Source organism: Anaerotruncus colihominis, assembly GCF_010206195.1.
GTDB classification, from domain to species: Bacteria; Bacillota; Clostridia; order Oscillospirales; family Ruminococcaceae; genus Anaerotruncus; species Anaerotruncus colihominis_A.
This window is the reverse complement of the sequence record NZ_VIQT01000018.1, coordinates 38,542-61,681: the sequence shown is the minus strand read 5'-3', so window position 1 is coordinate 61,681 and position 23,140 is coordinate 38,542. Positions and strand designations below refer to the sequence as shown.

At 57.1% G+C, this 23,140-nt stretch carries 25 protein-coding genes and 4 tRNA genes; 19 read left to right on the top strand and 10 right to left on the bottom strand.

Translation table 11 applies throughout. The features are described from left to right. The first annotated feature begins 5 nt into the window (after positions 1-5). Positions 6-575 (top strand): adaptor protein MecA, encoded by a 570-nt coding sequence (locus FMM72_RS12725; RefSeq protein ID WP_160208935.1) that lies wholly within the window; start codon positions 6-8, stop codon positions 573-575. Between the two features lie 4 nt (positions 576-579). Here the strand turns inward: FMM72_RS12725 and rpe are convergent, their stop codons facing one another. Next, positions 580-1,239, bottom strand: a complete 660-nt coding sequence (rpe, locus tag FMM72_RS12720) for a ribulose-phosphate 3-epimerase (protein ID WP_162221639.1) — start codon at positions 1,237-1,239, stop codon at positions 580-582. 250 nt (positions 1,240-1,489) lie between these two features. On the opposite strand from rpe, the gene FMM72_RS12715 reads away from it, so the two are divergent. The 5 genes from FMM72_RS12715 to FMM72_RS17210 all read left to right on the top strand — a co-directional run bounded on the left by FMM72_RS12715 (position 1,490) and on the right by FMM72_RS17210 (position 2,721). Then, positions 1,490-1,563 (top strand) — tRNA-Gly (locus FMM72_RS12715). A gap of 29 nt (positions 1,564-1,592) precedes the next feature. Then, a tRNA-Arg gene (locus FMM72_RS12710) sits at positions 1,593-1,669 on the top strand. 44 nt (positions 1,670-1,713) lie between these two features. Continuing rightward, positions 1,714-1,790: transfer RNA gene (locus tag FMM72_RS12705), tRNA-His, on the top strand. Positions 1,791-1,859: 69 nt separating this feature from the next. After that, positions 1,860-1,934 (top strand) — tRNA-Gln (locus tag FMM72_RS12700). A 403-nt stretch (positions 1,935-2,337) separates the two neighbouring features. After that, positions 2,338-2,721, top strand: coding sequence for a GH25 family lysozyme (locus FMM72_RS17210; protein WP_243157810.1), 384 nt, complete (start codon positions 2,338-2,340; stop codon positions 2,719-2,721). Here FMM72_RS17210 and FMM72_RS12690 read toward each other — a convergent pair. The 5 genes from FMM72_RS12690 to FMM72_RS12670 all read right to left on the bottom strand — a co-directional run bounded on the left by FMM72_RS12690 (position 2,718) and on the right by FMM72_RS12670 (position 7,126). Then, positions 2,718-2,930, bottom strand: coding sequence for a helix-turn-helix transcriptional regulator (locus FMM72_RS12690; RefSeq protein ID WP_160210982.1), 213 nt, complete (start codon positions 2,928-2,930; stop codon positions 2,718-2,720). The genes FMM72_RS17210 and FMM72_RS12690 overlap by 4 nt on opposite strands. 233 nt (positions 2,931-3,163) lie before the next feature. Then, a complete protein-coding gene (locus tag FMM72_RS12685; RefSeq protein ID WP_160210981.1) occupies positions 3,164-4,237 on the bottom strand; it encodes a LacI family DNA-binding transcriptional regulator in 1,074 nt (357 codons plus the stop codon). Positions 4,238-4,305: 68 nt separating this feature from the next. Further along, positions 4,306-5,184 (bottom strand): SMP-30/gluconolactonase/LRE family protein, encoded by an 879-nt coding sequence (locus FMM72_RS12680; protein WP_162221638.1) that lies wholly within the window; start codon positions 5,182-5,184, stop codon positions 4,306-4,308. Continuing rightward, positions 5,178-6,326: a galactonate dehydratase gene (dgoD, locus tag FMM72_RS12675; RefSeq protein ID WP_162221637.1), complete on the bottom strand. Its 1,149-nt coding sequence runs from the start codon at positions 6,324-6,326 to the stop codon at positions 5,178-5,180. Before dgoD ends, FMM72_RS12680 begins: the two co-directional genes overlap by 7 nt. Beyond that, positions 6,323-7,126, bottom strand: a complete 804-nt coding sequence (locus tag FMM72_RS12670) for an SDR family NAD(P)-dependent oxidoreductase (RefSeq protein ID WP_162221636.1) — start codon at positions 7,124-7,126, stop codon at positions 6,323-6,325. Before FMM72_RS12670 ends, dgoD begins: the two co-directional genes overlap by 4 nt. Positions 7,127-7,612: 486 nt before the next feature. Between FMM72_RS12670 and FMM72_RS12665 the strand changes: the two genes are divergently transcribed. The 6 genes from FMM72_RS12665 (at position 7,613) to FMM72_RS12640 (ending at position 16,578) form a co-directional block, all read left to right on the top strand. Next, positions 7,613-9,124 (top strand): sugar ABC transporter ATP-binding protein, encoded by a 1,512-nt coding sequence (locus FMM72_RS12665; protein WP_162221635.1) that lies wholly within the window; start codon positions 7,613-7,615, stop codon positions 9,122-9,124. Between the two features lie 18 nt (positions 9,125-9,142). Beyond that, the gene (locus FMM72_RS12660) at positions 9,143-10,168 is read left to right on the top strand and encodes an ABC transporter permease (protein WP_162221634.1); all 1,026 of its coding nucleotides are present in this window, start codon (positions 9,143-9,145) and stop codon (positions 10,166-10,168) included. Positions 10,169-10,248: 80 nt separating this feature from the next. Further along, positions 10,249-11,334 (top strand): substrate-binding domain-containing protein, encoded by a 1,086-nt coding sequence (locus tag FMM72_RS12655; RefSeq protein WP_160210975.1) that lies wholly within the window; start codon positions 10,249-10,251, stop codon positions 11,332-11,334. Positions 11,335-11,477: 143 nt separating this feature from the next. Then, the gene (locus FMM72_RS12650) at positions 11,478-12,278 is read left to right on the top strand and encodes a creatininase family protein (protein ID WP_160210974.1); all 801 of its coding nucleotides are present in this window, start codon (positions 11,478-11,480) and stop codon (positions 12,276-12,278) included. A gap of 56 nt (positions 12,279-12,334) precedes the next feature. Further along, the gene (locus FMM72_RS12645; protein WP_162221633.1) at positions 12,335-15,631 is read left to right on the top strand and encodes a DUF5107 domain-containing protein; all 3,297 of its coding nucleotides are present in this window, start codon (positions 12,335-12,337) and stop codon (positions 15,629-15,631) included. Between the two features lie 17 nt (positions 15,632-15,648). Further along, positions 15,649-16,578, top strand: a complete 930-nt coding sequence (locus FMM72_RS12640; RefSeq protein ID WP_162221632.1) for a DUF5107 domain-containing protein — start codon at positions 15,649-15,651, stop codon at positions 16,576-16,578. A 114-nt stretch (positions 16,579-16,692) separates the two neighbouring features. On the opposite strand, the gene FMM72_RS12635 is transcribed toward FMM72_RS12640, so the two are convergent. Both FMM72_RS12635 and FMM72_RS12630 read right to left on the bottom strand, forming a co-directional pair. Next, positions 16,693-17,142 (bottom strand): hypothetical protein, encoded by a 450-nt coding sequence (locus FMM72_RS12635; protein WP_162221631.1) that lies wholly within the window; start codon positions 17,140-17,142, stop codon positions 16,693-16,695. Continuing rightward, the gene (locus tag FMM72_RS12630) at positions 17,139-17,549 is read right to left on the bottom strand and encodes a helix-turn-helix domain-containing protein (RefSeq protein WP_162221630.1); all 411 of its coding nucleotides are present in this window, start codon (positions 17,547-17,549) and stop codon (positions 17,139-17,141) included. The genes FMM72_RS12635 and FMM72_RS12630 overlap by 4 nt, the downstream gene beginning before the upstream one ends. Before the next feature lie 201 nt (positions 17,550-17,750). Here FMM72_RS12630 and FMM72_RS12625 point away from each other — a divergent pair, with 201 nt between their 5' ends. From FMM72_RS12625 to FMM72_RS12615, 3 genes are all read left to right on the top strand, one after another. Continuing rightward, entirely contained in the window at positions 17,751-18,182 is a 432-nt protein-coding gene (locus FMM72_RS12625; RefSeq protein WP_160210969.1) for a hypothetical protein, read from the top strand. A gap of 76 nt (positions 18,183-18,258) precedes the next feature. Beyond that, positions 18,259-18,492, top strand: a complete 234-nt coding sequence (locus FMM72_RS12620; RefSeq protein ID WP_162221629.1) for a hypothetical protein — start codon at positions 18,259-18,261, stop codon at positions 18,490-18,492. 81 nt (positions 18,493-18,573) lie between these two features. Next, positions 18,574-18,852 carry a phage holin gene (locus FMM72_RS12615; RefSeq protein ID WP_160210967.1) on the top strand — a complete coding sequence of 93 codons (279 nt, stop codon included), beginning with the start codon at positions 18,574-18,576 and terminating at the stop codon, positions 18,850-18,852. Positions 18,853-19,286: 434 nt separating this feature from the next. Here FMM72_RS12615 and FMM72_RS12610 read toward each other — a convergent pair whose 3' ends face one another. Then, positions 19,287-19,535, bottom strand: a complete 249-nt coding sequence (locus tag FMM72_RS12610) for a helix-turn-helix domain-containing protein (RefSeq protein ID WP_162221628.1) — start codon at positions 19,533-19,535, stop codon at positions 19,287-19,289. A gap of 236 nt (positions 19,536-19,771) precedes the next feature. Between FMM72_RS12610 and FMM72_RS12605 the strand changes: the two genes are divergently transcribed. The 4 genes from FMM72_RS12605 (at position 19,772) to FMM72_RS12590 (ending at position 21,941) form a co-directional block, all read left to right on the top strand. Beyond that, on the top strand, positions 19,772-20,569 hold the full coding sequence (locus tag FMM72_RS12605) for a glycoside hydrolase family 25 protein (protein WP_160210706.1): 798 nt from the start codon (positions 19,772-19,774) through the stop codon (positions 20,567-20,569). Next, positions 20,556-20,927 carry a hypothetical protein gene (locus tag FMM72_RS12600; RefSeq protein ID WP_160210707.1) on the top strand — a complete coding sequence of 124 codons (372 nt, stop codon included), beginning with the start codon at positions 20,556-20,558 and terminating at the stop codon, positions 20,925-20,927. Before FMM72_RS12605 ends, FMM72_RS12600 begins: the two co-directional genes overlap by 14 nt. A gap of 162 nt (positions 20,928-21,089) precedes the next feature. Continuing rightward, positions 21,090-21,335: a hypothetical protein gene (locus FMM72_RS12595; RefSeq protein WP_162221627.1), complete on the top strand. Its 246-nt coding sequence runs from the start codon at positions 21,090-21,092 to the stop codon at positions 21,333-21,335. Between the two features lie 54 nt (positions 21,336-21,389). Further along, positions 21,390-21,941, top strand: coding sequence for a TIGR01440 family protein (locus FMM72_RS12590; protein ID WP_160210709.1), 552 nt, complete (start codon positions 21,390-21,392; stop codon positions 21,939-21,941). Between the two features lie 83 nt (positions 21,942-22,024). Here the strand turns inward: FMM72_RS12590 and FMM72_RS12585 are convergent, their stop codons facing one another. Beyond that, a complete protein-coding gene (locus FMM72_RS12585; RefSeq protein ID WP_160210710.1) occupies positions 22,025-22,849 on the bottom strand; it encodes an alpha/beta fold hydrolase in 825 nt (274 codons plus the stop codon). Positions 22,850-23,140 lie beyond the last annotated feature (291 nt).

The following is a 23,140-nucleotide window of genomic DNA, read 5'->3' as shown; positions in this document are numbered from 1 at the left end:
TGGGGATGGAATTCAGAAAGCTCGGCCCACGTCGGGTGCGGATTAACCTGTCGCGGGATGAACTTGACACAATGGGACTCAGCTACGATACGCTCGATTACAGCAGCGCGCGTACACGCGCGCTGCTCTTTTCCCTCCTGGAAAAAGCCTGTGTGGACACTGGGTTTGAACCGGCCGGCCGTGTGCTGGTGGAGGCATATCCCGACGAAAGCGGGGGATGCCGGATCGAATTTTCGGGCAGCGTCGGCGCGGCGCGGCGATGGCGTGTCAAACGTTGCACGCAGCTTCCGGTGATCTACGCGTTTGACGATGTGAATACACTGATAGCATGCGCTGTCAAGCTGTTTGGCCGCTGCGCCCAGCGCATCCAAAAAAGCGCGCTTTACCATACCGGAAAAAACTGGGTGCTGGCCATTTATCCGGAACAGGAACGGCAGGACGACACGCTGATGCTGCTTGACGAATTCGCACAGCGCTGCGGCGAGGGCGCGCTTGCCAAGGCGTGGCTGAGCGAACACGCCCAGACCGTTGTCGACGATAACGCGGTCGGGCTGCTCTGCGCGTATTTCGGATGAGAGATCAGCCCCGCTGCGCTTCGGCGCGCAAATCGCGCACGGCCACGGCGTAATCGGGCTTATTGAACAGCGCGCTGCCGGCGACAAAAACATTCGCGCCTGCGCGTGCTGTTTTGCCGATGGTCGGCAGATCGATGCCGCCGTCAACCTCGATGTCGGTTGAAAGGCCGCGCCGGTCGCACTCACGGCGGATAGCTTCGATCTTCGGGCACATATCCTCCATAAACTTCTGGCCGCCGAAGCCAGGCTCCACAGTCATAACGAGCACCATGTCAAGCTGGCCAAGATAAGGAAAAACAGCGTCGGCAGGCGTTTTAGGCTTGATCGAAATACCACATTTTTTGCCTTTTGCGCGGATGGCGTCAATGACGGCCTGCGGTTCGCTGCCGCTTTCCACGTGGAATACGACAATGTCGGCTCCCTTGTCGCAGAACTGCGGCGCATAGGTCAGCGGATCGCTGATCATCAGGTGTACGTCGAGCACGGCGTCTGTTGCCTTGCGCAGCGACGCGACAACCGGAAGCCCGAGCGAAATATTCGGGACAAAATGGCCGTCCATCACATCGACATGGATGAGATCGGCTCCCGCGTTGTGCATGGCGGCGACCTCGGCTCCAAGCGCGGCAAAGTCACAGGCGAGGATAGATGGGGCAATTTTCATCATATTCATAACCTCCCAGGTGCGCGGCGTCCTCTGCCAGCCGCGCGGGCGAATTGCGTTTGCCCTCATATTATATCGTAACGTGTCGTGGATTGCAAGGAAATCGGCCCCGGCATGACAGAATTCACAGGTCGTTAACGTTTTCACACAAAGCGGCCTGCTCGTATTGCGTAAATTATTGTCGTGAAAATAGCCTGATGGTATTGACAATGCAGGGGAAATTTGTTAGAATAAAATGCGTCGTTTAAAGCCTGCGGGTGTAGTTCAATGGTAGAATGTCAGCCTTCCAAGCTGAACACGTGGGTTCGATTCCCATCACCCGCTCCAAGCCCTCGCTTCCGGCGCGCGGCCGCTTTGCGCCAGTAGCTCAACCGGATAGAGCAACTGCCTTCTAAGCAGTAGGTCGGGGGTTCGAGTCCCTCCTGGCGCGCCAGTTTTTTAGGCCGGCGCGGATGGGTTTTTATAAATGCCGAGATGGTGGGTATAGCTCAGTTGGTTAGAGCGCCAGATTGTGGCTCTGGAGGCCGTGAGTTCGAATCTCATTACCCACCCCACCAGACGGATCGTCCCCGGCCGCGCAGCGGGCGGGGATTTTTTCAAAGCGGCCTGCGCGCCGTATCTATTGGGCCATCGTCAAGCGGTAAGACACAGCACTTTGACTGCTGCATTCGTAGGTTCGAATCCTACTGGCCCAGCCACCAGGCAAGGGCCTGGAGCCATTTCGCGCTCCAGGCTTTTTCTTATGTCCAAAGCAAATGCCCGCGTCCGGAGTGGTTCCAAGCTGGGCAGGTTTGCCAGAACAAACCCCCGCAAACAGCTTGTTTAGCTGCCTGCGGGGGTTTATATGCTTTTATGGCCATTCTTTGGATATCGTAATATGTATGGTTGAGTTGTTGCTCGCGATTTTATCTGTCAAGCCGCTGGCCTTTGGCCCGCGGCTTATTGATTGGAAGCCAGGGGAATGCTTTGATAGAAGGGCGTCAATAGTTGGGTGGGCGTCATGCCTGTTTCACGACTGATACGATCGAGAATTTCCAAATTTGTATAAACCGCTGATCGGAAACGGTCGGCGGTTTTTTATGCAGAAGGGAGTAATAAAGCATGGAGATTAAAGGCATCGATATCTCGTCGCATCAGGGAGAGACTGATTTTGAGCGCGTGGAAGCGGCCAGCGTCCGTTTTGTGATCATAAAGGCCAGGCAGGGCCTTTGGGAGATGGGGACGTTTCATCAAAAATACCTGCCCGCAGTGCTGGCCATGGAGCTTGACTGGGGGGCGTACTGGTGGAGCGACGCTGTAGATTATCAGAACAAACCTGCCCAAGGGCTGGGAAAATACGGATACGCCCGACGCGTACTGGCCCAATCGAAGCAGCCCCGCTATGCGCAGCCTATCCGGCTGCGCATAGCGGGGCTGCTTCTTCACAAGGGCGCAGGAAACAGCAATGACATGCTTAAAATTGCTGCAACGCAGACCATCTGCTAGATGTGAGGGGTAAGCAAGTCCATGGCGGGTAATCCGGTCCCTCGACTGAGCTTATCAAGCGTTTTAAGGGAGGATTGGATCTCCGCACGCTCTATCTTGGTGTAGCCGCTTACGCTTAATCCGCTTTTCCAAGCCAATTCTTCCTGGGACAGATTGTTGTCAGAGCGGAAACAAAGCAGATTGTTCGCCAGAATGTCTTTTGATTCCACAGTGATTCCTCCTCGAAATTGTTAATTCTATTGTAAAAGCAAGTAGAATTATTATCCAGGTACGATCGGCTCTTGACAAAAAAATTGTACGATATAAAGTATAGAAACAACTGTTTGGAGGGCCGGCAAAACGGCTTTCGACACGGATAGCGGCTTTATATAAACGGCCGGACGGGCCTTGGCCCGTCCGGCCGTGGAAGGAGTCAATATTACCACGCTGATCCGTCTGTGACTTACATATCCGAAATGCTGTCAAAACGCACGAAGGGCAGGCTTTCCTCGATCAGGATACGGCACTCGGCGGTAAAGATAGGTTCGTCCATGGTCCGTTCTCCGGCGAGATATTCGTTCATCAGGTTGATCGCGTTGTACCACTGCTGGGCGGGACCCTGCCAGATGGCTGCGCCGATGATTCCCTCACGGATATAGGTATACGTCATTTCCGTGCGCTCATAGCCAAAGACAAGGGTCGAACCGACGCGGTGGTTATTTTTGACGGCCGCCGCCGCCCACTGTGTCAAGCCGTTGGTGACATAAAAAACGTTCATATCCGCGTGCGCCTGCATCTGCTGTTCAGCGATTTCGTAGATGCTTTGATAGGCGATGCGTTCCGATTCGATTGGTATATCGCAGACCTCAAGGATTTTTGCCGTGGGGTCGTGCTTTTTCAAAAAGTCCTCAAACCCCGCGACACGCTGCTGCGTGCCATAAAACATTTGATTGGCCGCCAGCACGACGCACCGGATGCCGGGTCCCTTATAGAGCAGAGCCAGGCGCCCCGCAAGCAGCCCCATCGCATAATCGTCAGGGCCAACGTGAAACAGGCGGCGCGAATTCGGCACATCCTCAATCACAGTCGCATACGGGATTTCGGGGGGGATCAGCTCGTCAAGCTGAGATTCACGCCCCTGCACCGGCAGCAGCACAAGGGCGTTCACCCCCTGTGAAAGCAGCTGGAGAAGCGCCTCCTTCTGATCACGGAAGGAGTAGGTAGAAACCGTTTCGACCGCAAGCTCGACGCCGAACGGCAACAGCTTTTCCCGCGCGAAATGGACCCCGCTCATCGCCTCCGCCCAGAATTCGCTCTCCACACGGGAGATACAGACCCCGATTTTGAAGCTGCTTTTGCGGTTCACCAGCGCGCGGGCAATTCGGCTCGGCCGATACCCGAGCGCATCGATCGCGCTTTGAACCGCCTGCATATTGCGCGCGGAAACCTTGCCGCGGTTGTGTACCACCCGGTCAACTGTACCGATCGACACGCCGGACAGGCGGGCGACATCTTTGATTGTTGGTTGTGAGGACATAGGCCGACCCCTGATTTCCCCTGAAAAGGAAGGATTTTAAAATGATTTTTGCAGAATCTTACTCAATATTATACATGCATTCCATCCGGTTGTAAAGGAGCGGGAAGCGCCGCGCGGTGCTCATCAAGGCCGCAAAAAGCCGCCTTGACCAGCCAGACGCTTCCCTCGTCTGGGCCGTCGCTTCCAACCGCCGCCGAGGTGACGAGGAGGGTGTCCAGCCGGCTGCCGCCAAAGGCGACGCTGCTGACCTGCCGGGCAGGGAAGGGCAGTTCTTCAAGAAGGCGGCCGCCGGGGGTATACCGCCGCACACAGCCTGCGTCCCAACAGGCGGTCCAGAGCATCCCCTGCGCGTCCAGCGTCATCCCGTCCGGGACCGCCGCTCCAGGTTCCTCCAGCAAAACGGCAATCTGCCGGTTGGAAAGCGTGCCCTCTGACACATTGTACGTATAGCAATAGATGGCGCGGTCGCCTGAATCGGTGTGATAGAAGCGTTCGCCGTCACGTGAAAAGCCCATACCGTTTGAAATTTTGAGTCCCTCGAGCAGCCGCCGCGGCGGCCGGCCGTGCTCAAAAAGCCAAAGGCTGCCATTCCGGTTTTCTTCGGTTTTTGTGCCCGCCAGCACCCGGCCGGCCGGGTCGCAGATCGCATCGTTGAAACGTTCGCCGGGCGCCATCGGCACCTGCCAGACAAGCTGAAAATCGCTTTCATCCCCGCCGTATGGGCAGCGGAATACCCCGGACTCGGTCATCAGGAGCAGGTCGCCTGCCCGGTCAAACAGGAACGCGCCGAGCTGATAGCAGCATTTGAGCAGGCGGCGCACCGCGCCGCCTGGAGTGCAGGCATAGAGTGTTCCGGCCAGGATATCCGTAAAGACAAATTCGCCTGTTTCACGGCGCCACAGCGGCCCTTCGCCGAGCGCGCAGGGCGCGAGATCAAGCCTTACCATTCTGTAACGCAGCCGTCGTCCAGCCGGAAAACGGGATTTTTCCAGGCCAGGTCAGGCTCCTCCATTGCGCGCACAGCATCCTCATCGACTTCAAGGCCAAGTCCAGGCCCGTTCAGCAGGCTGACAAAACCATCCTGGTACTGAAAAACGGATTTGTCTTTGAGGTAATCGCCGATCTCCTGCCCTTTATTGTAGGCCATGCCGATGCTCTGCTCCTGAATGCAGGCGTTGACGCAGGCGAAATCGACCTGTAAACATGAGGCCAGCGCCACGGGGCCAAGCGGACAGTGGGGCGCGAGCGCCACGTCATACGCCTCGGCCATCGCGGCGATCCGGCGTACCTCGCTGATGCCGCCCGCGTGGGAGAGGTCCGGCTGAATGATATCGACGCAGCCGCGCTCCAGCAGATCCTTAAAGCCCCAGCGCGTGTAATTGCGTTCGCCGGTTGCAAGCGGGATGCTGGTGAAGCGGTGGAGGCGTTCGAACACATCGATGTTTTCGACAAGAACCGGCTCCTCGACAAAGAGCGGCTTGAGCGGCTCAAGCTCTTTGAGCAGCGTCTTGGCGGTTCCCTGATGGGCGCGGCCGTGGAAGTCGATCGCGATACCGAAATCAGGGCCGGCCGCGTCCCGCACCGCCTGCACCTTCTCCAGCAGTCCGGTGATAGCGCGGCTGTCGTTGATCCAGCCGATGCGGTCGGTGCCAAGCATCTTGATATTGCGAAAGCCCTGCGCTTTTTTTTCAAGCGCGGATTTTGCACATATTTCCGGGGTGTCCGAATCGATCCAGGAGTAGACCTCCATCTTTTCGCGGACGCGTCCGCCGAGCAGCTCGTGGACCGGCACGCCGAGCGCCTTGCCCTTGATGTCCCACAGCGCCTGATCGATCCCGGAGAGCGCGCTTGTCAGCACCGGCCCGCCGCGGTAAAATCCGCCGCGGTAGATCGTCTGCCAGATGTCCTCGACGTTGCGCGGATCAGCGCCCAGCAGGTACGGCTCCAGCTCGTGGATACATGCCTGTGTGGTGGCGGCGCGCCCTTCCACCACAGGCTCGCCCCATCCGATCAGTCCGTCGTCCGTTTCCAGCCGCAGCAGCAGCCAGCGCGGCCGGATGCGGAAGGTTTCAACCTTTGTCAGCTTCATTTAGAGGCCCCCGTTTCATGGATTTTGAGCGGCAGCAGCGCGCCGCCGTTGAATGTGTTCTCCGGTACAACCGGCAGCAGCGCGCCGCCGTCGACGGTGATGCGCGTGCCGGTCATATAGCTGCATGTATCCGAAGCGAGAAAAACGAGGATCTGTGCGACTTCTTCCGGCGTGGCGAAGCGCTGGAGCGGAATGCGTTCCTTTACCTGGTTGATTGGGTTGTCAGGCTCCCAGACGTTGGTATAACCGGGCGCGAGCGCCAGCACGCGGATTTTGTGCGGGGCCAGTTCCATCGCCGCGTTGCGGCAGAAGGCGTCCACGGCGGCTTTGCTCGGCGCGTAGATGTTTGCCTCGGGAAAGCATCCGTCCACATGGTTGGAGGCGATGTTGATGATAACGCCGGCTGCGCCCTGTTCAACCATTCTGCGGGCGGCAAACTGCGTGCCGAAATATGTGGCCTTCCAGTCGGTGCGGGTGATGCGCTCCCATTGCTCTTCAGTGACTTCAAGCAGTGGGTGAAACTCGCTCACGCCCGCGTTGTTCACCATCAGGTCGATCGATCCGAATGCGTCGAAATACGCGTCGAACAAGCCGCGCAGCGCCTGGTAATCGCTTACGTCGGCGCGAAGGGCGAGCGCCTGCGCGCCCGCTTCGCGTGCAAGCCGGCAGGTATCCTCCGCGCCTGCCTGGTTGTTGCAGTAGTTCACGCCGACATCGTAGCCGTTTTGCGCCAGCGCGATTGCAATCGCCTTTCCGATGCCGTGGCTCGCGCCGGTAATCAGCGCCTTTTTTCTTTGCATACCGATCCTCTCCTTTTTTCTTAAAATCCATGCTTTGGCCCGCATCCCCCTCCGGAGGCGCGCGGTGCTGCACGCTGTGGGGGATAAGCGCGCGTCTGAGGTCAAAACAAGGAGATTTCAATTTGTGTGTACGTTAACTGCAATTATAGCATGTTTTTTTGTATAGGCAAGTATTTGCTAAAAAATTCACAAAATAAACTTATAATTTAGTGATAAAGTGCAAATTTGAATTTAATTTTTGAGATGCTTTTCACAGAAAGCAGAGTCAATAGAAACTGCTCCTGTTTGCGTGTGGATTCAAAAATGTTATAGAAAGAAATGATTTGGAGTAAATGAATAAAAAAATACTAATTTTTAATATAAAACGATGAATATTTCTCAAAATATTGACAGAGGTGTGCTTTGAAGCCTATAATAAGGCCGTTGTGTTAACGTAAACACAAATGCAAAAAAGACCGCAGAATGCGGGAAGGAGGCTGTACCAGGATGGGCAATTCTGTGGAATTCAGGCATATCAGCAAGTTTTTTCCCGGCGTCAAGGCGTTGGACGATATCAACTTCTGTGCGCAGAGCGGACAGGTTTACGCGTTTCTCGGCGAGAACGGCGCGGGCAAATCCACACTGCTGAAAATCTTAAACGGCGATTATCAACCGGACTTTGGGGAATATCTGATCAACGGACAGCCAATCCACTTTGCCACCCCCAGGGAAGCGATCGCGCACGGTGTGAGCGTGATCTATCAGGAGCGTCAGATTTTGATGGATATGACGGTGGCGGAGAACATCTTCCTGGGCGACTGGCCAAAAAAGAAAAACGGCCTGGTCGATTTCGCGCTGATGAACCGGCGTACCGCTGAAATCGCCAAACGCTTTGGGCTGAATATCAACCCGGAAACAAAGGTGGGGAGCCTGAGCATTGCTCATCAGCAGATGGTGGAGATCATGAAAGCCGTCAGCCGCGATTCCAATATCATTGCGTTTGACGAGCCGACCGCCAGCCTGAGCGACAACGAGATCGATCTCCTGTTCGATATCATCCGCCAGTTGCGTGCTGAAGGGAAGATCATTTTCTATGTTTCCCACCGCATGAATGAGATCGCTCAGGTCGCGCAGAAGGTCATTATTTTCAAGGACGGCCGTCTTGTTGAGATTGTGGATCAGGCAACTACCCCCGAGGATCAGATGATCCGTCTGATGGTGGGGCGTTCGCTTGGCGATATTTACGACGCCCTGCCGCGCAGCGAACATCCCGGCGAGGCGATCCTCGAGGTGAAGGAGCTGTGCACGCCGTTTGTGAGCGGCGTATCGTTTACCGCGCACCGCGGCGAAATCCTCGGCTTTGCCGGGCTGGTCGGCGCGGGCCGCACCGAGGTCATGCGCGCGCTGTTCGGGCTTGATCCGGTATACAGCGGATCGATTGAACTTGAGGGGCGCGCCATACAGCCGAAATCCCCTGCGCAGGCGCTTGCACTCGGTTTCGCGATGGTGCCGGAAGACCGCAAAATGCAGGGCATCCTGCCCAACATCTCCGTGCGCGGCAACATCACCGTTTCGATGCTTAAAAAGCTTGTGAGCCGGATCGGATTTGTGATGACCGACAAGGAGGAGGAAATCGCCCGGCGGGAGATCGCTGAACTCAACATTAAAACGCCGAATTCGGATAAGCTGATCGCACAGCTTTCGGGCGGCAACCAACAGAAGGTTATCCTCGCCCGTTGGCTGGAAACGCATCCAAAGGTGCTGATTCTGGATGAGCCGACCAAGGGCATCGACGTGGGCGCCAAGGCGGAATTTTACAGGATCATCGCCGCGTGCGCGCAGCAGGGGATGGCCGTCATCGTCATTTCCTCCGAGCTGCCTGAGGTTATCGGGCTTTCCGACCGGATCATCGTCATGCGGGAGGGCCGGATCAGCGGCGAAATCAGCCGCGGCGGTTTCAGCGAGGAACTCATTTTGAAATACGCGATGGCCAGCGTCCCGCAGAATGCGGAGCAATAAGCAGGAGGAACAGCGAGAATGAATAACCTGATGTATAAACTGAAAAAAAGCGACTTTGCCGACAAGATCACGCTGATTGTGGCAATGGTGCTTCTGGTGGTTTTGTTCGGCGCGCTCAACCACAACTATGTAACCAGCGCGAACATGATCAATATCCTGATCGCCTGTTCCCTGACCGGATTTGTGGCAATCGGCGAAACAAACCTGATCATTGCAAATCAGAACGATCTGTCGGCCGGTTCCGTAGCGGCCTGCGCCGGCGTACTTGCGGCGATCCTCGCGCGCGAGGGCGTTCCGGCGATCCTGGCGCTGGCCATCGCGGTCTGTGCGGGTTTTCTGGTCGGCGCGGTGAATGCAGGGCTTGTCACCGTCCTCAAGTTACAGCCCTTTATCGCGACGCTGGCCACCATGTCAGTGGTACGCGGCATCGCTTATATCCTCTGTAACGGCAAGGCGGTGGCCATCAGCGACAAGACGTTTATTAAATTCGGAAATTACCGTATCTTCGGCATTCTGCCGGTGCCGGTCCTGCTCCTCCTGATCGCCTTCATCGTGTTCGGCATCATATTGAGCAAAACGTATTTCGGGCGCAGCATCTACGTGCTCGGCGGCAATACCTATGCGGCGCGCCTGGCCGGACTCAACCCGACGCGTATCATCTTTAAGCTGCACATCATTGAATCGGGGCTTGCCGCTTTCGCCGGTGTGCTGCTGGCCGCACGCATGAATTCCGGGCAGCCTTCGGCCTGCAACGGCCTGGAGTTTGACGCCATCACGGCCGCCGTCCTGGGCGGAACGGCCTTTACCGGCGGCGTGGGTACAATCTTCGGCACTTTCCTGGGAATGCTTGTGCTCCAGGGCTTTAAGACCGGGCTGAATATGGTCGGCGTGCAGACATTCTGGCAGCAGGTTGCGCAGGGCGGGCTGTTGGTGGTGGCTCTGGCATTCGACTTTTACCGCAAACATACCCGCGACAAGCGCGCGCTTGAGGAAAGCATGGCCGCGCGCGGCGCGCAGCTCCCGAACAAGAAGGCGCGCGCCTGATGCGATCTGATTCAAAAGGATCCCCGCGGGCGGCGGACGCCCGCTCTCATACAGAAACTGATTAGCAAAGGAGAAGAACTATGAAAAAATCATTTCTGAAAGCACTTGCGACAGGTCTTTTTGCGGCGATGCTGGCGGCGATGACCGCCTGCGGCGGTTCCACGACGGCCTCGTCCTCCGCGGCAGCGCCGTCCGCGCCGGCAAACGACGCCTCTGCGCCGGCGCAGAGCGCGCCCGCCGATCCCTCATCCACAGGCGGTAAGACGATCGTCGGCATCTACAAGATGGGTACGGCGACCTGGTTTATCCAGGAGGGCGCAGCCTCCCAGAAGGTGGCTGAGGAAGCCGGCTACACCTGGAAGTTTATGGACTGCAACCAGAATGCTGCGACGTATATGGACCTGCTCAACACGGTGATCGCGGATAAGGTCGACGGCGTGCTTGTCTGCCTGCCGGACCAGAACCTGAGCCAGACGACCGTCGATATGCTCACCCAAGCGGGCATCCCTGTCATCGCGGTCGACGACGCCCTTGAAACTGAGGACGGCTCCAAGCTGGCGCCATGGGTTGGAATCGACGGCTTCAGCATCGGCAAGGCTGCCGGCGAGTGGGGCGTCAACTATATCAAGGAGAACAACCTCGCCGGCGACGAGAGCTTCGGCATCCTGCTGATGACGGCCGACACCGTTTCCTCCTGCGTGCCGCGCACCGAGGGCGAGCTGGCGGCTCTCTCTGAGGGTCTGCCTGATTTCCCTGAATCCCGTATCTTCCGCGCCGACTGCGACACCTCCGCCGAGGACGGCAACCAGGCTGCCAACGCGGTGATCACCGGCCATCCTGAGATCAAAAAATGGCTGGTGCTCGGTGTTTCCGACGAGAGCAGCCAGGGCGCCGCGCGCGCGATTGAATCAGCCGGACTCGGCGCCGATTCGATGGTCATGGGCCTTGGCGCATACCTGTGCCCGGACGAATTTGAAAACCCTGACTCCTGCTTCCGCGCAGCGGCCTACTTCTCGGCGCGCGACATTGGCGGAACGGCCGCGCAGGAGATGATCGACTACCTTGAGAACGGGACCGAAATCCCCGAGACATATGCCGTCGGCGCGACCATCGTTGAGTATGGCGACGATCTGGCAAGCATCATGCCGGAATATGTAAACGGATAATCCCGCCCGGCGAAAGAGGTTCCAAGACCTGTTGGCAGGGGATTTTTAAATAGGCTTTCATAAGGCCGCGGAGCATCAAATCCTGCTGCGCGGCCCTCTTTTTGGATTAAATTGTCCCGTCGGATAAAAAAGAGAGTGATAACATGCGAAAAATTCGATTTGAAACCATGGTCCCGGCGGAACTGCTCGAGGCGGTAAAAGGCCGAAGCCTGGTCTACCTGCCGGTGGGCAGCATGGAATGGCATGGGCCGCATATGGGCATGGGGATGGACACAATTAACGCCCATGCGGTCGCGCTGGAGGCGGCCCGCCGCACTGGCGGGGTCGTCATGCCGCCGCTGTATATCGGAACCGAAACGCCGCGTAGCCCGGAAACGCTCAGAAAGCTCGGCTTTTTGGGAGATGAACGGATCGTTGGGATGGATTTTCCTCAAAACAGCGTAGCCAGCTTTTACTGGCCCCCCGATTTATTTGAGGCGATCATCCGCCAGCAGGCGCAGATGCTGATTGAAATGGGATTTTCCCAGGTGGTGCTGCTCAACGGCCACGGAGCGGACGCACAGGTCGAAATTTTGGAACGCGTCAGCCGGGAGCTGTCGGCACAGAACGGGCGATGTGTGATGACCATTATGGCCCTGTTTGACGGCTGCGGCGCCGGGTTGGGACACGCGGGGCTGGCGGAGACTGCGATCTTCGCCCACCTCTGTCCGGAGGCGGTCGAACTGGACCGCCTGCCGTCAAAGCCACAGAAGCTTTACAACACGCGGTGGGGGATTGCGGACAGCGAGACATTCGAAAAAGGCCCGAACGCGGATTTTAGCGTCCGGTATGACCCGCGCGACGCAACCCCGGATTTGGGCGCGCAGATTGTGGAATATACGGTGAATCAGTGCGTGCGCCTGGTCGAGCAGGCGTTTAGCGGGCGAGAACCCGCAAAAAATTGAGGGCGGTCCCGGACGCGGTGCGGCCGCAAAAAATTTTCCAGGAGGATATGGATGCGATGATGAGACAGATTGCCGAAGGCGTAGCCGTCTGGCGGGAAAACGTGGTGATTCCGACGTATCCGGTCGGCAAGCCCGATAAAAACCCGATGTTTCTGGAAAAACGGGTGTATCAGGGCAGCAGCGGCCGGGTGTACCCGCACAGCGTTATTGATAAAATCTATGATGAAAAGGTGGATCGCACCTACCAGGCGCTCTGCCTGGAAAATAAATATCTGTTTGTAATGGTCCTGCCCGAATTGGGCGGCCGGATTCAGCGCGCGTATGACAAAACGAACGGCTACGATTTTGTTTACTATAACCACGTGATCAAGCCCGCGCTCGTCGGGCTGACCGGGCCGTGGATCAGCGGCGGAATCGAATTCAACTGGCCGCAACACCACCGCCCGAGCACCTTTGACCCGGTCGACTGCACGATCCGGGAGAACCCGGACGGCAGCTGCACTGTCGTGGTCGGCGAGACGGAAAACATGTTCCGCACGCGCGGTACGGCGTCCTTCACTATTTTTCCCGACAAGGCGTACATCAAAATTGACGCGCAGATCTACAACAGCACCAGCCTGCCGCAGACCTTCCTCTGGTGGGCCAACCCGGCCGTACCGGTCAATGACGACACACAGTCGGTCTTTCCGCCCGACGTACATGCGGTGATGGATCACGGCAAGCGCGACGTCTCGCGCTTCCCGATTGCGACGGGTGTTTACTATAAGCAGGATTACTCCGCGGGCGTCGATATCTCCCGCTATAAAAATATCCCGGTGCCGACCTCCTATATGGCGTATCATTCGGACTACGACTTTGTGGGAGGCTACGACCACAGCCGGCGCGCCGGTATCCTGCATGTGGCCGATCACCATATCGCGCCCGGTAAGAAACAGTGGACCTGGGGCTGTGGCGACTTCGGGCAGGCGTGGGACCGCAACCTGACGGATGAGGACGGTCCATATGTCGAATTGATGACGGGATGCTTTACTGATAATCAGCCGGATTTCACGTGGCTTGCGCCGTATGAGGAAAAGACCTTTACACAGTATTTCATGCCCTACAAGGAAGTTGGAATGATCAAATGCGCGTCGGTCGACGCGGCTGTGCGTCTTGAGCTGGACGGGCAGACGGCTGATCTGGCCGTATACGCCAGCGGCGAATTTCCCGGCGCGCGGGTCGCGCTTGAAAAGGGCGGCCAAACACTCTGGGAGCGGACGCTCGACCTCTCACCGGTCAGTATGCTGACAGAACTTGTCCCGGATGCGGGCGGCGATCCGACCGCTTTGACGCTGCGGGTATTCGACGCGCAGGGACGCCTGCTGGTGAGCTATACGCCCGAGCCGGAGCGCATCGAAAAGACGCCCGACCCGGCCAAGGCTGCTCCCGACCCGGCGGACGCGCGCACCAATGAGGATCTGTTCCTTTATGGGCAGCATATCGAGCAGTACCGTCACGCGACTTATTTGCCGGAGGACTATTATCTCGAAGGGCTGCGGCGCGACCCGACCGATGCGCGCATCAACAACGCCTATGGCCTGCTGATGATGCGGCGCGGCTGCTTTGAACAGGCACAGCGCCATTTTCGCGCCGCCATCGCCAAGTATACCCGCTCCAACCCAAATCCCTACGACAGCGAGCCGTATTATAACCTCGGTGTCTGCCTGAAATGGATGGGACGTCTTGACGAGGCGTATGACGCACTCTATAAAGCGACCTGGAGCGGCGCGTGGCAGGCCCCGGCGTTTTACGCCATGGCCTGCGTCAAAGCGGCGCAGGGGGATTTTGATTTGGCGCTTTCCCATGTGGAGCGCAGCTTGGTGCAGGGCGCGCACAACTTAAAAGCGCGCGCACTCAAGGCGGCGCTGCTGCGCCGCCTCGGGCGGGAACAGGCTGCGCTGGCCCTGGCGCAAGAGAGCCTGACGATCGACCCGATCGACTGCGCGGCGCGCTATGAATTGGGTGGCGAGACGCGCGCTCAGCTGCTTACATCAATCAGCGGAAATCCAAACTGGTGTATCGAGCTGGCGCTCACCTACGCAGACGCGGGGCTTTATGACGAGGCGGCGGAGGTTTTGACAGCGGCGTCCGAGGCCGGGCAGCGTTATCCGCTGGTGCATTATTATTTGGCCGGTTTCTGCGAGCGGCAGGGAAAACAGGACGAGGCCGCGCGCCAGCGCGAAGCCGCCGCATCCGCGCCCTCCGATTACTGCTTCCCGCACCGTCTGGAGGATCTGCTTGCGCTTACCCGGGCGCTTGATAAAAATCCGGACGACGCCAAGGGCTGGTATTACCTCGGAAATCTTTGGTACGACAAACGGCAATATGCGCAGGCAATTGACTGCTGGGAACGTTCCCGCGCGCTGGATGGCCGGTTTCCGACCGTGCGCCGCAACCTTGCGCTTGCGTACTTTAACAAATGCGGCCGTCCGGCCGACGCGCTTGACGAGATGGAACAGGCGTTCGCCCTCGACCGGACGGACGCGCGCGTACTGATGGAATTGGATCAACTGCGCAAAAAGCGCGGGATGGGCGCTCCCGAGCGTCTTAAGGCGCTGGAGGAAAACCGGGAATGCGTTTTGCAGCGGGATGACCTGTATTTGGAATACATCACCCTGTATAATGCGCTTGGGCGGCATGAACAGGCGCTTGAAATGCTTCTGGGCCGCCAGTTCCATCCGTGGGAGGGCGGCGAAGGCAAGGTGCCTGCCCAGTACCGGCTGGCGCTGACGGAGCTTGCAAAGCGGGCGCTGGCGGCCGGCGACCCACAAAAGGCGGCAGGACTGCTGCGCCGGGCCACCGTTTATCCGCACAGCCTGGGCGAGGGGAAACTTGCCGGCGCGCAGGAAAACGACATCTACTATTATCTGGGGCTGGCCGAACGCAGGCTTGACAACGCGCAGGAATCCGAACGCTGCCTGAAAAAAGCGTGCGTGGGACTTAGCGAGCCGGCCGGGATGATGTACTATAACGACCAGCCGCCGGAGATGATTTTCTATCAGGGTCTGGCGCATCGGGCGCTTGGCGACGAGCATGGCGCGCTTGGACGCTTCAATAAGCTGGTGGACTATGCGGAACAGCATTTGCAGGATCATGTCAAGATCGATTACTTTGCGGTGTCGCTGCCTGATCTGCAAATTTTCGAGGAGGATCTCGATGTACGCAACCGCGTGCACTGCCTGTTCATGCGCGGCCTGGGGTTGCTCGGCAAAGGGGACGCGGCGCGCGCCGGCGCCTGCTTCGCTGAAGCGGAGCGGCTGGATGCAAACCATATGGGCGTGCGGATCCATCGCGGCATGAAGCCGGATTTTTAATCACGGAGGAGCACTGTATGCGGCGGATTGATTTTATGGGCGCCGACGGCTGGATGCTTGAGAACGAGGCGCTTTCAGCCGTTGTTTTGCCGGCGCATGGCGGCAAAGTCGCTTCGCTGATTTACAAGCCGCGGGGGTTTGAGCTGCTTTTTCAAAATCCAAAGGGCGTTTTCAGCCGTGCCGGGCGCGGGGATGATTTCTCCCTGTTCGAGGCGTGCGGGTTTGACGAGGCGTTTCCGACCGTGGACGCCTGCGTGTTCGAAACGGCCGGTGAGACGCTTTCCTATCCCGATCATGGGGAACTGTGGTCGGCTGCGTTCGAACCGAAGATGGACGGCGGCGGTATCCTTCTTTCCTATCACAGCCCGGTTCTGGGTTACCGCTATGAGAAACATTTTTCCCTGGAGGGGGAGCGGCTGTCCTGCCGTTACCGGATTGAAAACCCAACGGCCCGCGACCTTCCGGCGTTGTGGGTCTGCCATCTGTTGGCGCGGTGCGAGCCGGATATGCGTATTTTGCTGCCGCCCGGCGTGACGCAGGTACAGAACGCTTTCACCAGTGACTGGCTGGGGCAGCGGAACGCGCTGCTGCCCTGGCCGCTGGCTGAAGGGCCGAGCGGCCAGGTCAACCTGTCGCGGATGCCGCCCGACGGGCAGCTCAAGTTTTATGCCCACGGACGTGTTCACGCCGGCCGATGCGGCTATGAATATCCCCGGTCGGGGGTGCGCGCGCTGCTTTGCTACGATCCGGGGCAACTGCCGTATCTTGGCTTTTGGGCCACGGCCGGCGGATACCGGGGGGATATCAACTGTGCGCTTGAACCGGCCAACGGTTACTTTGACAGCATCCCGACTGCGCGGTCGTTTGGCGCCTGCCCGGTTCTGCGGGCAGGCGAAACGTGGGATTTTTCCTTTGCGGTCGCTTTCTCCGGGATTGTGTGGGAATAGAGGCTGCGCCGGCGGCGTTTATGATTCACCAAAGGAGCCTCCTTGTGGGAAATCCACATGGAGGCTCCTTTGGTAATTTTATTGAAACAATAAATCGGTAAAATGCCAACGGTGTCAGCCAACGTCGTAGAGGCGCTTTTCGAGCCAGGCGTGCAGCGCCTGGCGGCTCTGGTCGTCGAATGCGGTGTGCGGCGCCCGCGCAGCGGGCGCCGCACGGCGGGGCGGGGGCGGAGCATCCGCCCCCGCTGCCGCAGCTTCGGCCGGAGCGCAGCGGCCGGACGCATGTTTGGTACAGTGCAAATCTGCCGCGGATGCGGGCTGTTCGATGATGCGGGAGGGCCGTTCATTGGCCTCGCGTTCATTGACAGCGACCGGATCGAGGTTGTACATGTGGTCGTGCTCAATGTGATAAACTTCATGTTGAAGCGCCGCCTCCTGGACCTCGGGCGGCAGGGCGGCGTTGATATAAACTGAAAACGTGCCGTCAGGATTCGGCGTCGTGACGCCGCGCACCGTGAGCGGCAGGTTATACAGGCGGCGGACGAAAATGGTTCCGTCGGTCATGAACGTCCTTCTTCCTCTTTCTTTAAGGCTTCGATGATGGCAACCGCCCGCATGACATCCTCGCGGGTGGCATTTTTGCTTACGGAGAACAGCATGCGCAGCTCGGAGCGGTTTTTCAGCTCCTCAAGATACTGTGCAAGGCCGTCGTCCATGGCGGCAGATGTGTCAGGCTTTGGATATTTGGGGACGTTGCGTCCCATCAGCCACTGCGGGTCGACGCCGAAGCGAGCGGCGAGTGATTGGACCGTGGGGATTTTGGGCGCCATCAGACCATTGGCGTAGCGGCTGATTGTGCCGGGCGACATGGACAGCGCGGCGGCGATGGAATAGGTGGTTTCGCCGGATATGCGCAGAAGCTCGGAAAACCGCTGGCCAAACAGGGCTTTGTCGACGGTTTGTTTTTCCATTAAGGACACCTCTCTTTATTTAGAGTATAGCATGAGGGCTTGCAAAATGCAACGTTTTTTTATGATTGTTGCGAAAAGCATTGATTTTTAAGGCAAAGTATGGTACTATTATATTGCAAAACGCAATAATAATTAATAAGCTGTTTTGCTGTTAATAATTTTTTTAGATTTATGTTGCGTTTTGCAACATGGAGGGATGAAATGTACCAGAAAAAGCGCAGGACAGCCTCCGACATACAGGGACGAGGCGGAAAAACAAACTTGGAAAAAAAGGCGTACTTGGGGCAATATCGCGCGAATGAATGGGAAATCCGGCGTTTGCAGGACGAATTGGCAGACGTACGCGCTCAGGAACAGCGGCTGGACCGGTTGTTCGGCGGCGCGCCCTATGCAGGGATGCGCTCTCTGGACGAGCTCGATATGCGTATCCGCGAGCGTCTGCATGAGCATGTGGCGCTGCGCGACGAGATGGAAGCGGCGATCCGGACAGTTCCAGAGGAACGGCTGCGTACGCTGCTCCGCTTTCGCCACATCAACGGCTGGACGCTTGAACGCATCGCCGGCGAAATGAATTACAGCTATATGCAGATCTGCCGCCTGCACGGAAAGGCGTTGTCTGAAATGATGCTGTGAAGCCGGATACAGTGGGTATGAAGCAGTAAAAATCATGGAATGCTGACCGGCGGGAAGGGGGTTTTTTCTGAATGGTTTGGATCAGAGCGGTACGGAGCAATGGATGCGCGGCCTGGATCGGCTGCGCGCAAGTTTACCGGGAGCCTTTGAGGTGCTGAATCAGGAGCTTGACGCGTGTGACGACGGCGAGACGTGGGCGATCCGTGTGCGGGCCAACGGCGTTAATTGGCAGCATGTATTTGGCGTATGGAACAAGAAACTGCAACCACATGGACATGTATCAAGTATCAAGACACAGGACGAAATGTGAGCTGCCTGACTATGAAATCGCAAGGCTTTATACGCGCGGTTTTGTACGTGTGGGGGCTGTGTGATGCGAGGGAGGAATTTTATGAAAATCAATTGGAAAGTACGCATTAAAAACCCGCTGTGGTGGGCGCAGGTGGCGGCGGCGCTGGTGCTGCCGGTACTCGCATACTTTGGCCTGGCCTGGGAGGATATGACCTCCTGGGGGGCGCTGTGGGACGTATTGCAGCGCGCGGTACAGAATCCTGTTGTGCTGCTCGCGGCGGCGGCCAGCGTGTTTAACGCCGTGACCGACCCAACGACGGCCGGCATTGGGGACAGCCGGCGGGCACTTGGGTATAAGACGCCGAATCGTGACGAATAAAGTCGTTTTATACAGAATTCGTCTTGTAAACAGGAACGGTACATGGTAAAATAACCGCTCTGCGGTTATTTTACCGGTTTATGGCCAAGGCGATGCGCGGGCATGGCCCGCTGCCGCCCCGATGGCCAATTTTACCATGCCGCTTCGCGGATATGGTAAAATAAGGTTGGCGCTGTCGCAAACGGCAGGCGGTTAAGTCTTGCCCCTGAAAGGGGGCGTTGCATATGGACTATGGTTGGGTCACCCTTGTGCTGATTTTGGCCACGGGTTACATAATTGCAATAAAAAAAGATTAGCCGCCCTCACCTTCACATGAAGCGGCTAATCTTTTAGCTATTCTGTAGGTGCTAACCGTCTGTGGATAGCGCCTCTTTGTCTTTATTATGCTCCGCAGCGGGGGAGTCTGTCAAGCCGCCGGCCCTTTGCCCTGCGGCCTATTGATTGGCAGTTATGGGGATTCTCTGGCAAAGAGGCGTCAATAGCTGGGCGGGAAGCATACCTGTCACTTGGCCGATACGGTCGAGTATTTCCAGGTTTGTATGGACCTTTGCGCGTTCGATTTCTGCATAGCTTTTGACGCTGAGATCGATTTGAAACGCCATCTCCTCCTGGCTGATCTGCTTCTGCGCACGGTATTCCAAAAGGTTACATGCCAAAATCACTCTGGATTCATTGTACTTCATAATTATTTCCTCCCACCTCGTTTTATAATGGTTTATGGAAATAATTGTATGAATCAGTCACGTTTTATCGCAAGGGTGTCAACACTCTTGACAAATTAATTATAGTATAAGAATTATCTGGATTTTGCTTGAAAATTGTACTTATATGTAATTACTTAACGGTGTTTCTGGGGCTTGTTTGAAAATAGAAGAATTGCTGGATTGTTCAAACAGCCCCTAATATGGGGGGACGATAAATGGGAGAAGTCATCAAAGGCATCGATATTTCATCGCATCAGGGGGACATTGATTTTGAGCGCGTGAAGGCGGACGGCGTCCGCTTTGTGGTCATCAAGGCCGGGCAGGGCCTGCGGGAGATGGGGACGTTTCGTCAGAAATACCTGCCAGCCGTGCTGGCCGCAGGGCTTGACTGGGGCGCGTACTGGTGGAGCGACGCCGTAACGGTCGCCGAGGCGCAAAAGGAGGCGGCGGCGTTCGTCAAGGCGCTTGACGGCCTGCGTCCAACCTATCCGGTGTATATGGACCAGGAATATGACAGCCCGTGCGGGCAGTGGGGCGTCGGGAAAAACAAGCAGCTTCGCACCGATATGGCCAAGGCGTTCCTGAAGGTTCTGGAGGACGCCGGGTACTATGCGGGGCTGTACGCCTCGACCAACTGGCTGCAACACTGGGTGGACGACAGGCAGCTTGAAGCGTATGACAAGTGGGTTGCGCAGTACGCCCCAAAATGCACCTACACCGGCAGTTACGGGATGTGGCAGCATCATGGGGATGTGCCGGGCTTTGTAGGGCGCGTAGACGGCATTTCTGTGCCGGTCGACATCAACGCCTGCTACCGGGACTATCCGGAGATCATCCGGGCGAATCTGCTCAACGGCTGGACGCGTGAGGACAAGCCTGGTGCGCCCGGCACGTCTGAGGAAGAAACGATTTCTATACCCAAAACAGAGCTGGAAGGCCTGCGGGACGATCTTGCGGCGGCGCTTAGATCAGTGAAACGGATGCTGGAGGAGTTGGGGCATGGAGCTGCTTGAACGGTTTGTTCCGTTATTTGTCGCAGTGCTGACGGCAGTGACCCCAATTGTGCTGGCGATTCATTCAAGCGGCCGAAAAGACCGTGCGCAGGGAAAGGAAAATTCAGAAAAGCTGTGCGGCGCGGTTGAATCGCTCAAGGGCAGTATTGACCGGATGGATACACGCATTGAAATTTTGGAAACACATGCGCAGGAAGATCACAGACGGCTGCTCGTCATGGAAATCCTGGAGGAAAAGCTGCCAATTGAGGAGCGTCTGCGGGCCGGGGAAAAATATGTGGCCGCTGGATGGAACGGGTCGATCAAAGCAAAGTATCAGATGTTACTGGAGGAGTACCGGCAGATGCAGAAGAAATGATATACTGTTAAAGAGAGAGAGAGGCGCCCGCTGGGCGCCTCTCTCTTTTATTAGAATGTTCAGCGGCACTCTGGCTTTTTTTCATTGAAAAGGCTGCGGTTTTGTGATATTATCATAGCCGTAGCAAGCAGATGAAAAGCCGGTGGATTTTGGGGGATCGCCATGAAAGAAAGTAGGATTGAAATCCGGGGACTCGACTTTTTTAAAAGCGGAAATGTGTTCACAGGCAGCCTTGGGGAATTCCGGTTCCGGATTTCGCCCGAGGATGGCGTGTTGAAAGCATACGCTTACCGAACCTACTGCTTTGAAAAGGCGCAGGATGTGCGCTCCGAAGCATTTTCTCTTGATGAGGATGGATTGGATCAGCTGACCAAGTGGTTGGAGCAGCAAAGGGCATCGATTGAGTAAAGTTATAAATGTATGGATATGATACAAATAAATGAGAGACAGGAGGCTGGCGGAATGCTGGAAGAAATCAGAGAACAATCCCGTACCGCAGTGTTGGAATTGCTGGAGACGGCGCACCTTTCACGCGGCGATATTCTTGTTGTCGGCTGTTCGTCGAGCGAGGTAATGGGCGGGCGTATCGGCGCCGCGTCGAGCACACAAGCGGCTGCGGCCGTGTTCTCAGGGATCTATCCCGCGCTTTGTAAAAATGGGATTTATTTGGCGGCGCAGTGCTGCGAGCATCTGAACCGCGCGCTGGTTGTGGAGCGGGCGCTTGTGCGGGCTTATGGCCTTGACGAAGTAAACGCTGTGCCGCAGCCAAAGGCTGGCGGCTCGTTTGCCGCGGCGGCGTATCAGGCGTTTGCTGCGCCGGCTGTTGTGGAGCATCTGCGTGCGCATGCCGGTATCGATATCGGGGACACCTTGATTGGGATGCATCTGCGTGAGGTGGCCGTTCCGCTGCGGCTGTCTGTGCGCGCGATTGGGCAGGCGCATGTCGTCTGTGCGCGCACGAGGCCCAAATATATCGGCGGCGTTCGTGCGCATTATAACGACGCGCTGTTGTAATTAGAAGAGATAACGAATATAAAAAAGCCCCGAAGGGCCGCTGTCGAACAGCGGCCCTTCGGGGCTTTTTCCGACCGACGCGTTCAGCAACGATCCAACCGTTCAAGCCAGTTTTCAACGAGGCTGTTAAAAAGCGCGGGCTGTTCGATCTGAAGATTGTGACCGGCGAAATCCAGCACGGCATAGGTGGCGCGGGGATAGTTTTCGACGGTCCGCCACAGATCGCGGTAGCCAACGCACCCGTCCTGCCGCCCGGCGATGAGAAGGACGGGGCGATCGTAACAAAGCGTGTCAATTTTTTGGCGCAGATCAAAGGAAAACGTATATTGTTTTGCGAGGCCCTCCAAAAAGGGGCGATCCGCAGCGAGAATTCCCGGAAGCAGCTCGTTTTTATAACGCGCATAGGTATCTTGATCAGCGATGACGGCATATTCCTCGAAACGCGTGCGCTCCTCAGGCGGGAGCTTTGAGAGAAACGCGCCGTCCTCCGCCAGGATTTTGTGTGGGGGAACGTCCCGCTCGGCGTGAGCTGCGATTACGACAGGACAGATCAGCAGCAGGCCGTCGACCTGGCCGGGTGGGCAGGTCGCCAGCATCCCCTGCGCCAGATAACCGCCGTATGATTCGCCGGCTAAAAGGAACGGCTCGCTGCCGGCGAGCCGTTCGGCAAGCCGGTTGAGCAGCGCGAGAATCCGGTCGGAGCTGCAAAGGTCCAAAGACGCGTCCGACGCGCCCATTCCCGGCAGGTCGATATAGATACGCCGATAGGCGGAATAACGCGCGAAAACAGGCTCCATACAACCCATCATCAGCCGGTGGTCACAGCCAAGTCCATGCAGGAGAAACACAGGCTTTCCCTCGCCGACAATATGGCAGTTTATCAGGTGACGATCGATATCAATCAACATATGCGGTACCTCTGTTTTTTAAAAACAATTGTAGCATGGGAAGCATCCCTTTTCAATGGGACAGGCCAGCTGTCTTGACAGATGTTTCCTGCTGTGCTATGATAGGCGTATAGTAAAATAGCTCCCAGGGGAGTAGTCGGCGCAACAGGCGCAGTTGAATCAACATCACGGGCTGGTTAGCCATGGTTCAGCTTGAAATGACAAGACCTGTGTTTTTCCAAAGTGGAGAAACACAGGTCTTTTTATTTGTACATTTGGGGGCATACTGAGTGACAAAAGGAAGGTGCAGTT

Bases quoted from the DNA above. Each gene is read 5' to 3' on its own strand.
- FMM72_RS12725 (WP_160208935.1), top strand. From the start codon at position 6: ATGGAATTCAGAAAGCTCGGCCCACGTCGGGTGCGGATTAACCTGTCG.
- rpe (WP_162221639.1), bottom strand. From the start codon at position 1,239: ATGATGAAAATTGCCCCATCTATCCTCGCCTGTGACTTTGCCGCGCTT.
- FMM72_RS17210 (WP_243157810.1), top strand. From the start codon at position 2,338: ATGGAGATTAAAGGCATCGATATCTCGTCGCATCAGGGAGAGACTGAT.
- FMM72_RS12685 (WP_160210981.1), bottom strand. From the start codon at position 4,237: ATGTCCTCACAACCAACAATCAAAGATGTCGCCCGCCTGTCCGGCGTG.
- FMM72_RS12680 (WP_162221638.1), bottom strand. From the start codon at position 5,184: ATGGTAAGGCTTGATCTCGCGCCCTGCGCGCTCGGCGAAGGGCCGCTG.
- dgoD (WP_162221637.1), bottom strand. From the start codon at position 6,326: ATGAAGCTGACAAAGGTTGAAACCTTCCGCATCCGGCCGCGCTGGCTG.
- FMM72_RS12670 (WP_162221636.1), bottom strand. From the start codon at position 7,126: ATGCAAAGAAAAAAGGCGCTGATTACCGGCGCGAGCCACGGCATCGGA.
- FMM72_RS12665 (WP_162221635.1), top strand. From the start codon at position 7,613: ATGGGCAATTCTGTGGAATTCAGGCATATCAGCAAGTTTTTTCCCGGC.
- FMM72_RS12660 (WP_162221634.1), top strand. From the start codon at position 9,143: ATGAATAACCTGATGTATAAACTGAAAAAAAGCGACTTTGCCGACAAG.
- FMM72_RS12655 (WP_160210975.1), top strand. From the start codon at position 10,249: ATGAAAAAATCATTTCTGAAAGCACTTGCGACAGGTCTTTTTGCGGCG.
- FMM72_RS12650 (WP_160210974.1), top strand. From the start codon at position 11,478: ATGCGAAAAATTCGATTTGAAACCATGGTCCCGGCGGAACTGCTCGAG.
- FMM72_RS12645 (WP_162221633.1), top strand. From the start codon at position 12,335: ATGATGAGACAGATTGCCGAAGGCGTAGCCGTCTGGCGGGAAAACGTG.
- FMM72_RS12640 (WP_162221632.1), top strand. From the start codon at position 15,649: ATGCGGCGGATTGATTTTATGGGCGCCGACGGCTGGATGCTTGAGAAC.
- FMM72_RS12635 (WP_162221631.1), bottom strand. From the start codon at position 17,142: ATGACCGACGGAACCATTTTCGTCCGCCGCCTGTATAACCTGCCGCTC.
- FMM72_RS12630 (WP_162221630.1), bottom strand. From the start codon at position 17,549: ATGGAAAAACAAACCGTCGACAAAGCCCTGTTTGGCCAGCGGTTTTCC.
- FMM72_RS12625 (WP_160210969.1), top strand. From the start codon at position 17,751: ATGTACCAGAAAAAGCGCAGGACAGCCTCCGACATACAGGGACGAGGC.
- FMM72_RS12615 (WP_160210967.1), top strand. From the start codon at position 18,574: ATGAAAATCAATTGGAAAGTACGCATTAAAAACCCGCTGTGGTGGGCG.
- FMM72_RS12610 (WP_162221628.1), bottom strand. From the start codon at position 19,535: ATGAAGTACAATGAATCCAGAGTGATTTTGGCATGTAACCTTTTGGAA.
- FMM72_RS12605 (WP_160210706.1), top strand. From the start codon at position 19,772: ATGGGAGAAGTCATCAAAGGCATCGATATTTCATCGCATCAGGGGGAC.
- FMM72_RS12600 (WP_160210707.1), top strand. From the start codon at position 20,556: ATGGAGCTGCTTGAACGGTTTGTTCCGTTATTTGTCGCAGTGCTGACG.
- FMM72_RS12595 (WP_162221627.1), top strand. From the start codon at position 21,090: ATGAAAGAAAGTAGGATTGAAATCCGGGGACTCGACTTTTTTAAAAGC.
- FMM72_RS12590 (WP_160210709.1), top strand. From the start codon at position 21,390: ATGCTGGAAGAAATCAGAGAACAATCCCGTACCGCAGTGTTGGAATTG.
- FMM72_RS12585 (WP_160210710.1), bottom strand. From the start codon at position 22,849: ATGTTGATTGATATCGATCGTCACCTGATAAACTGCCATATTGTCGGC.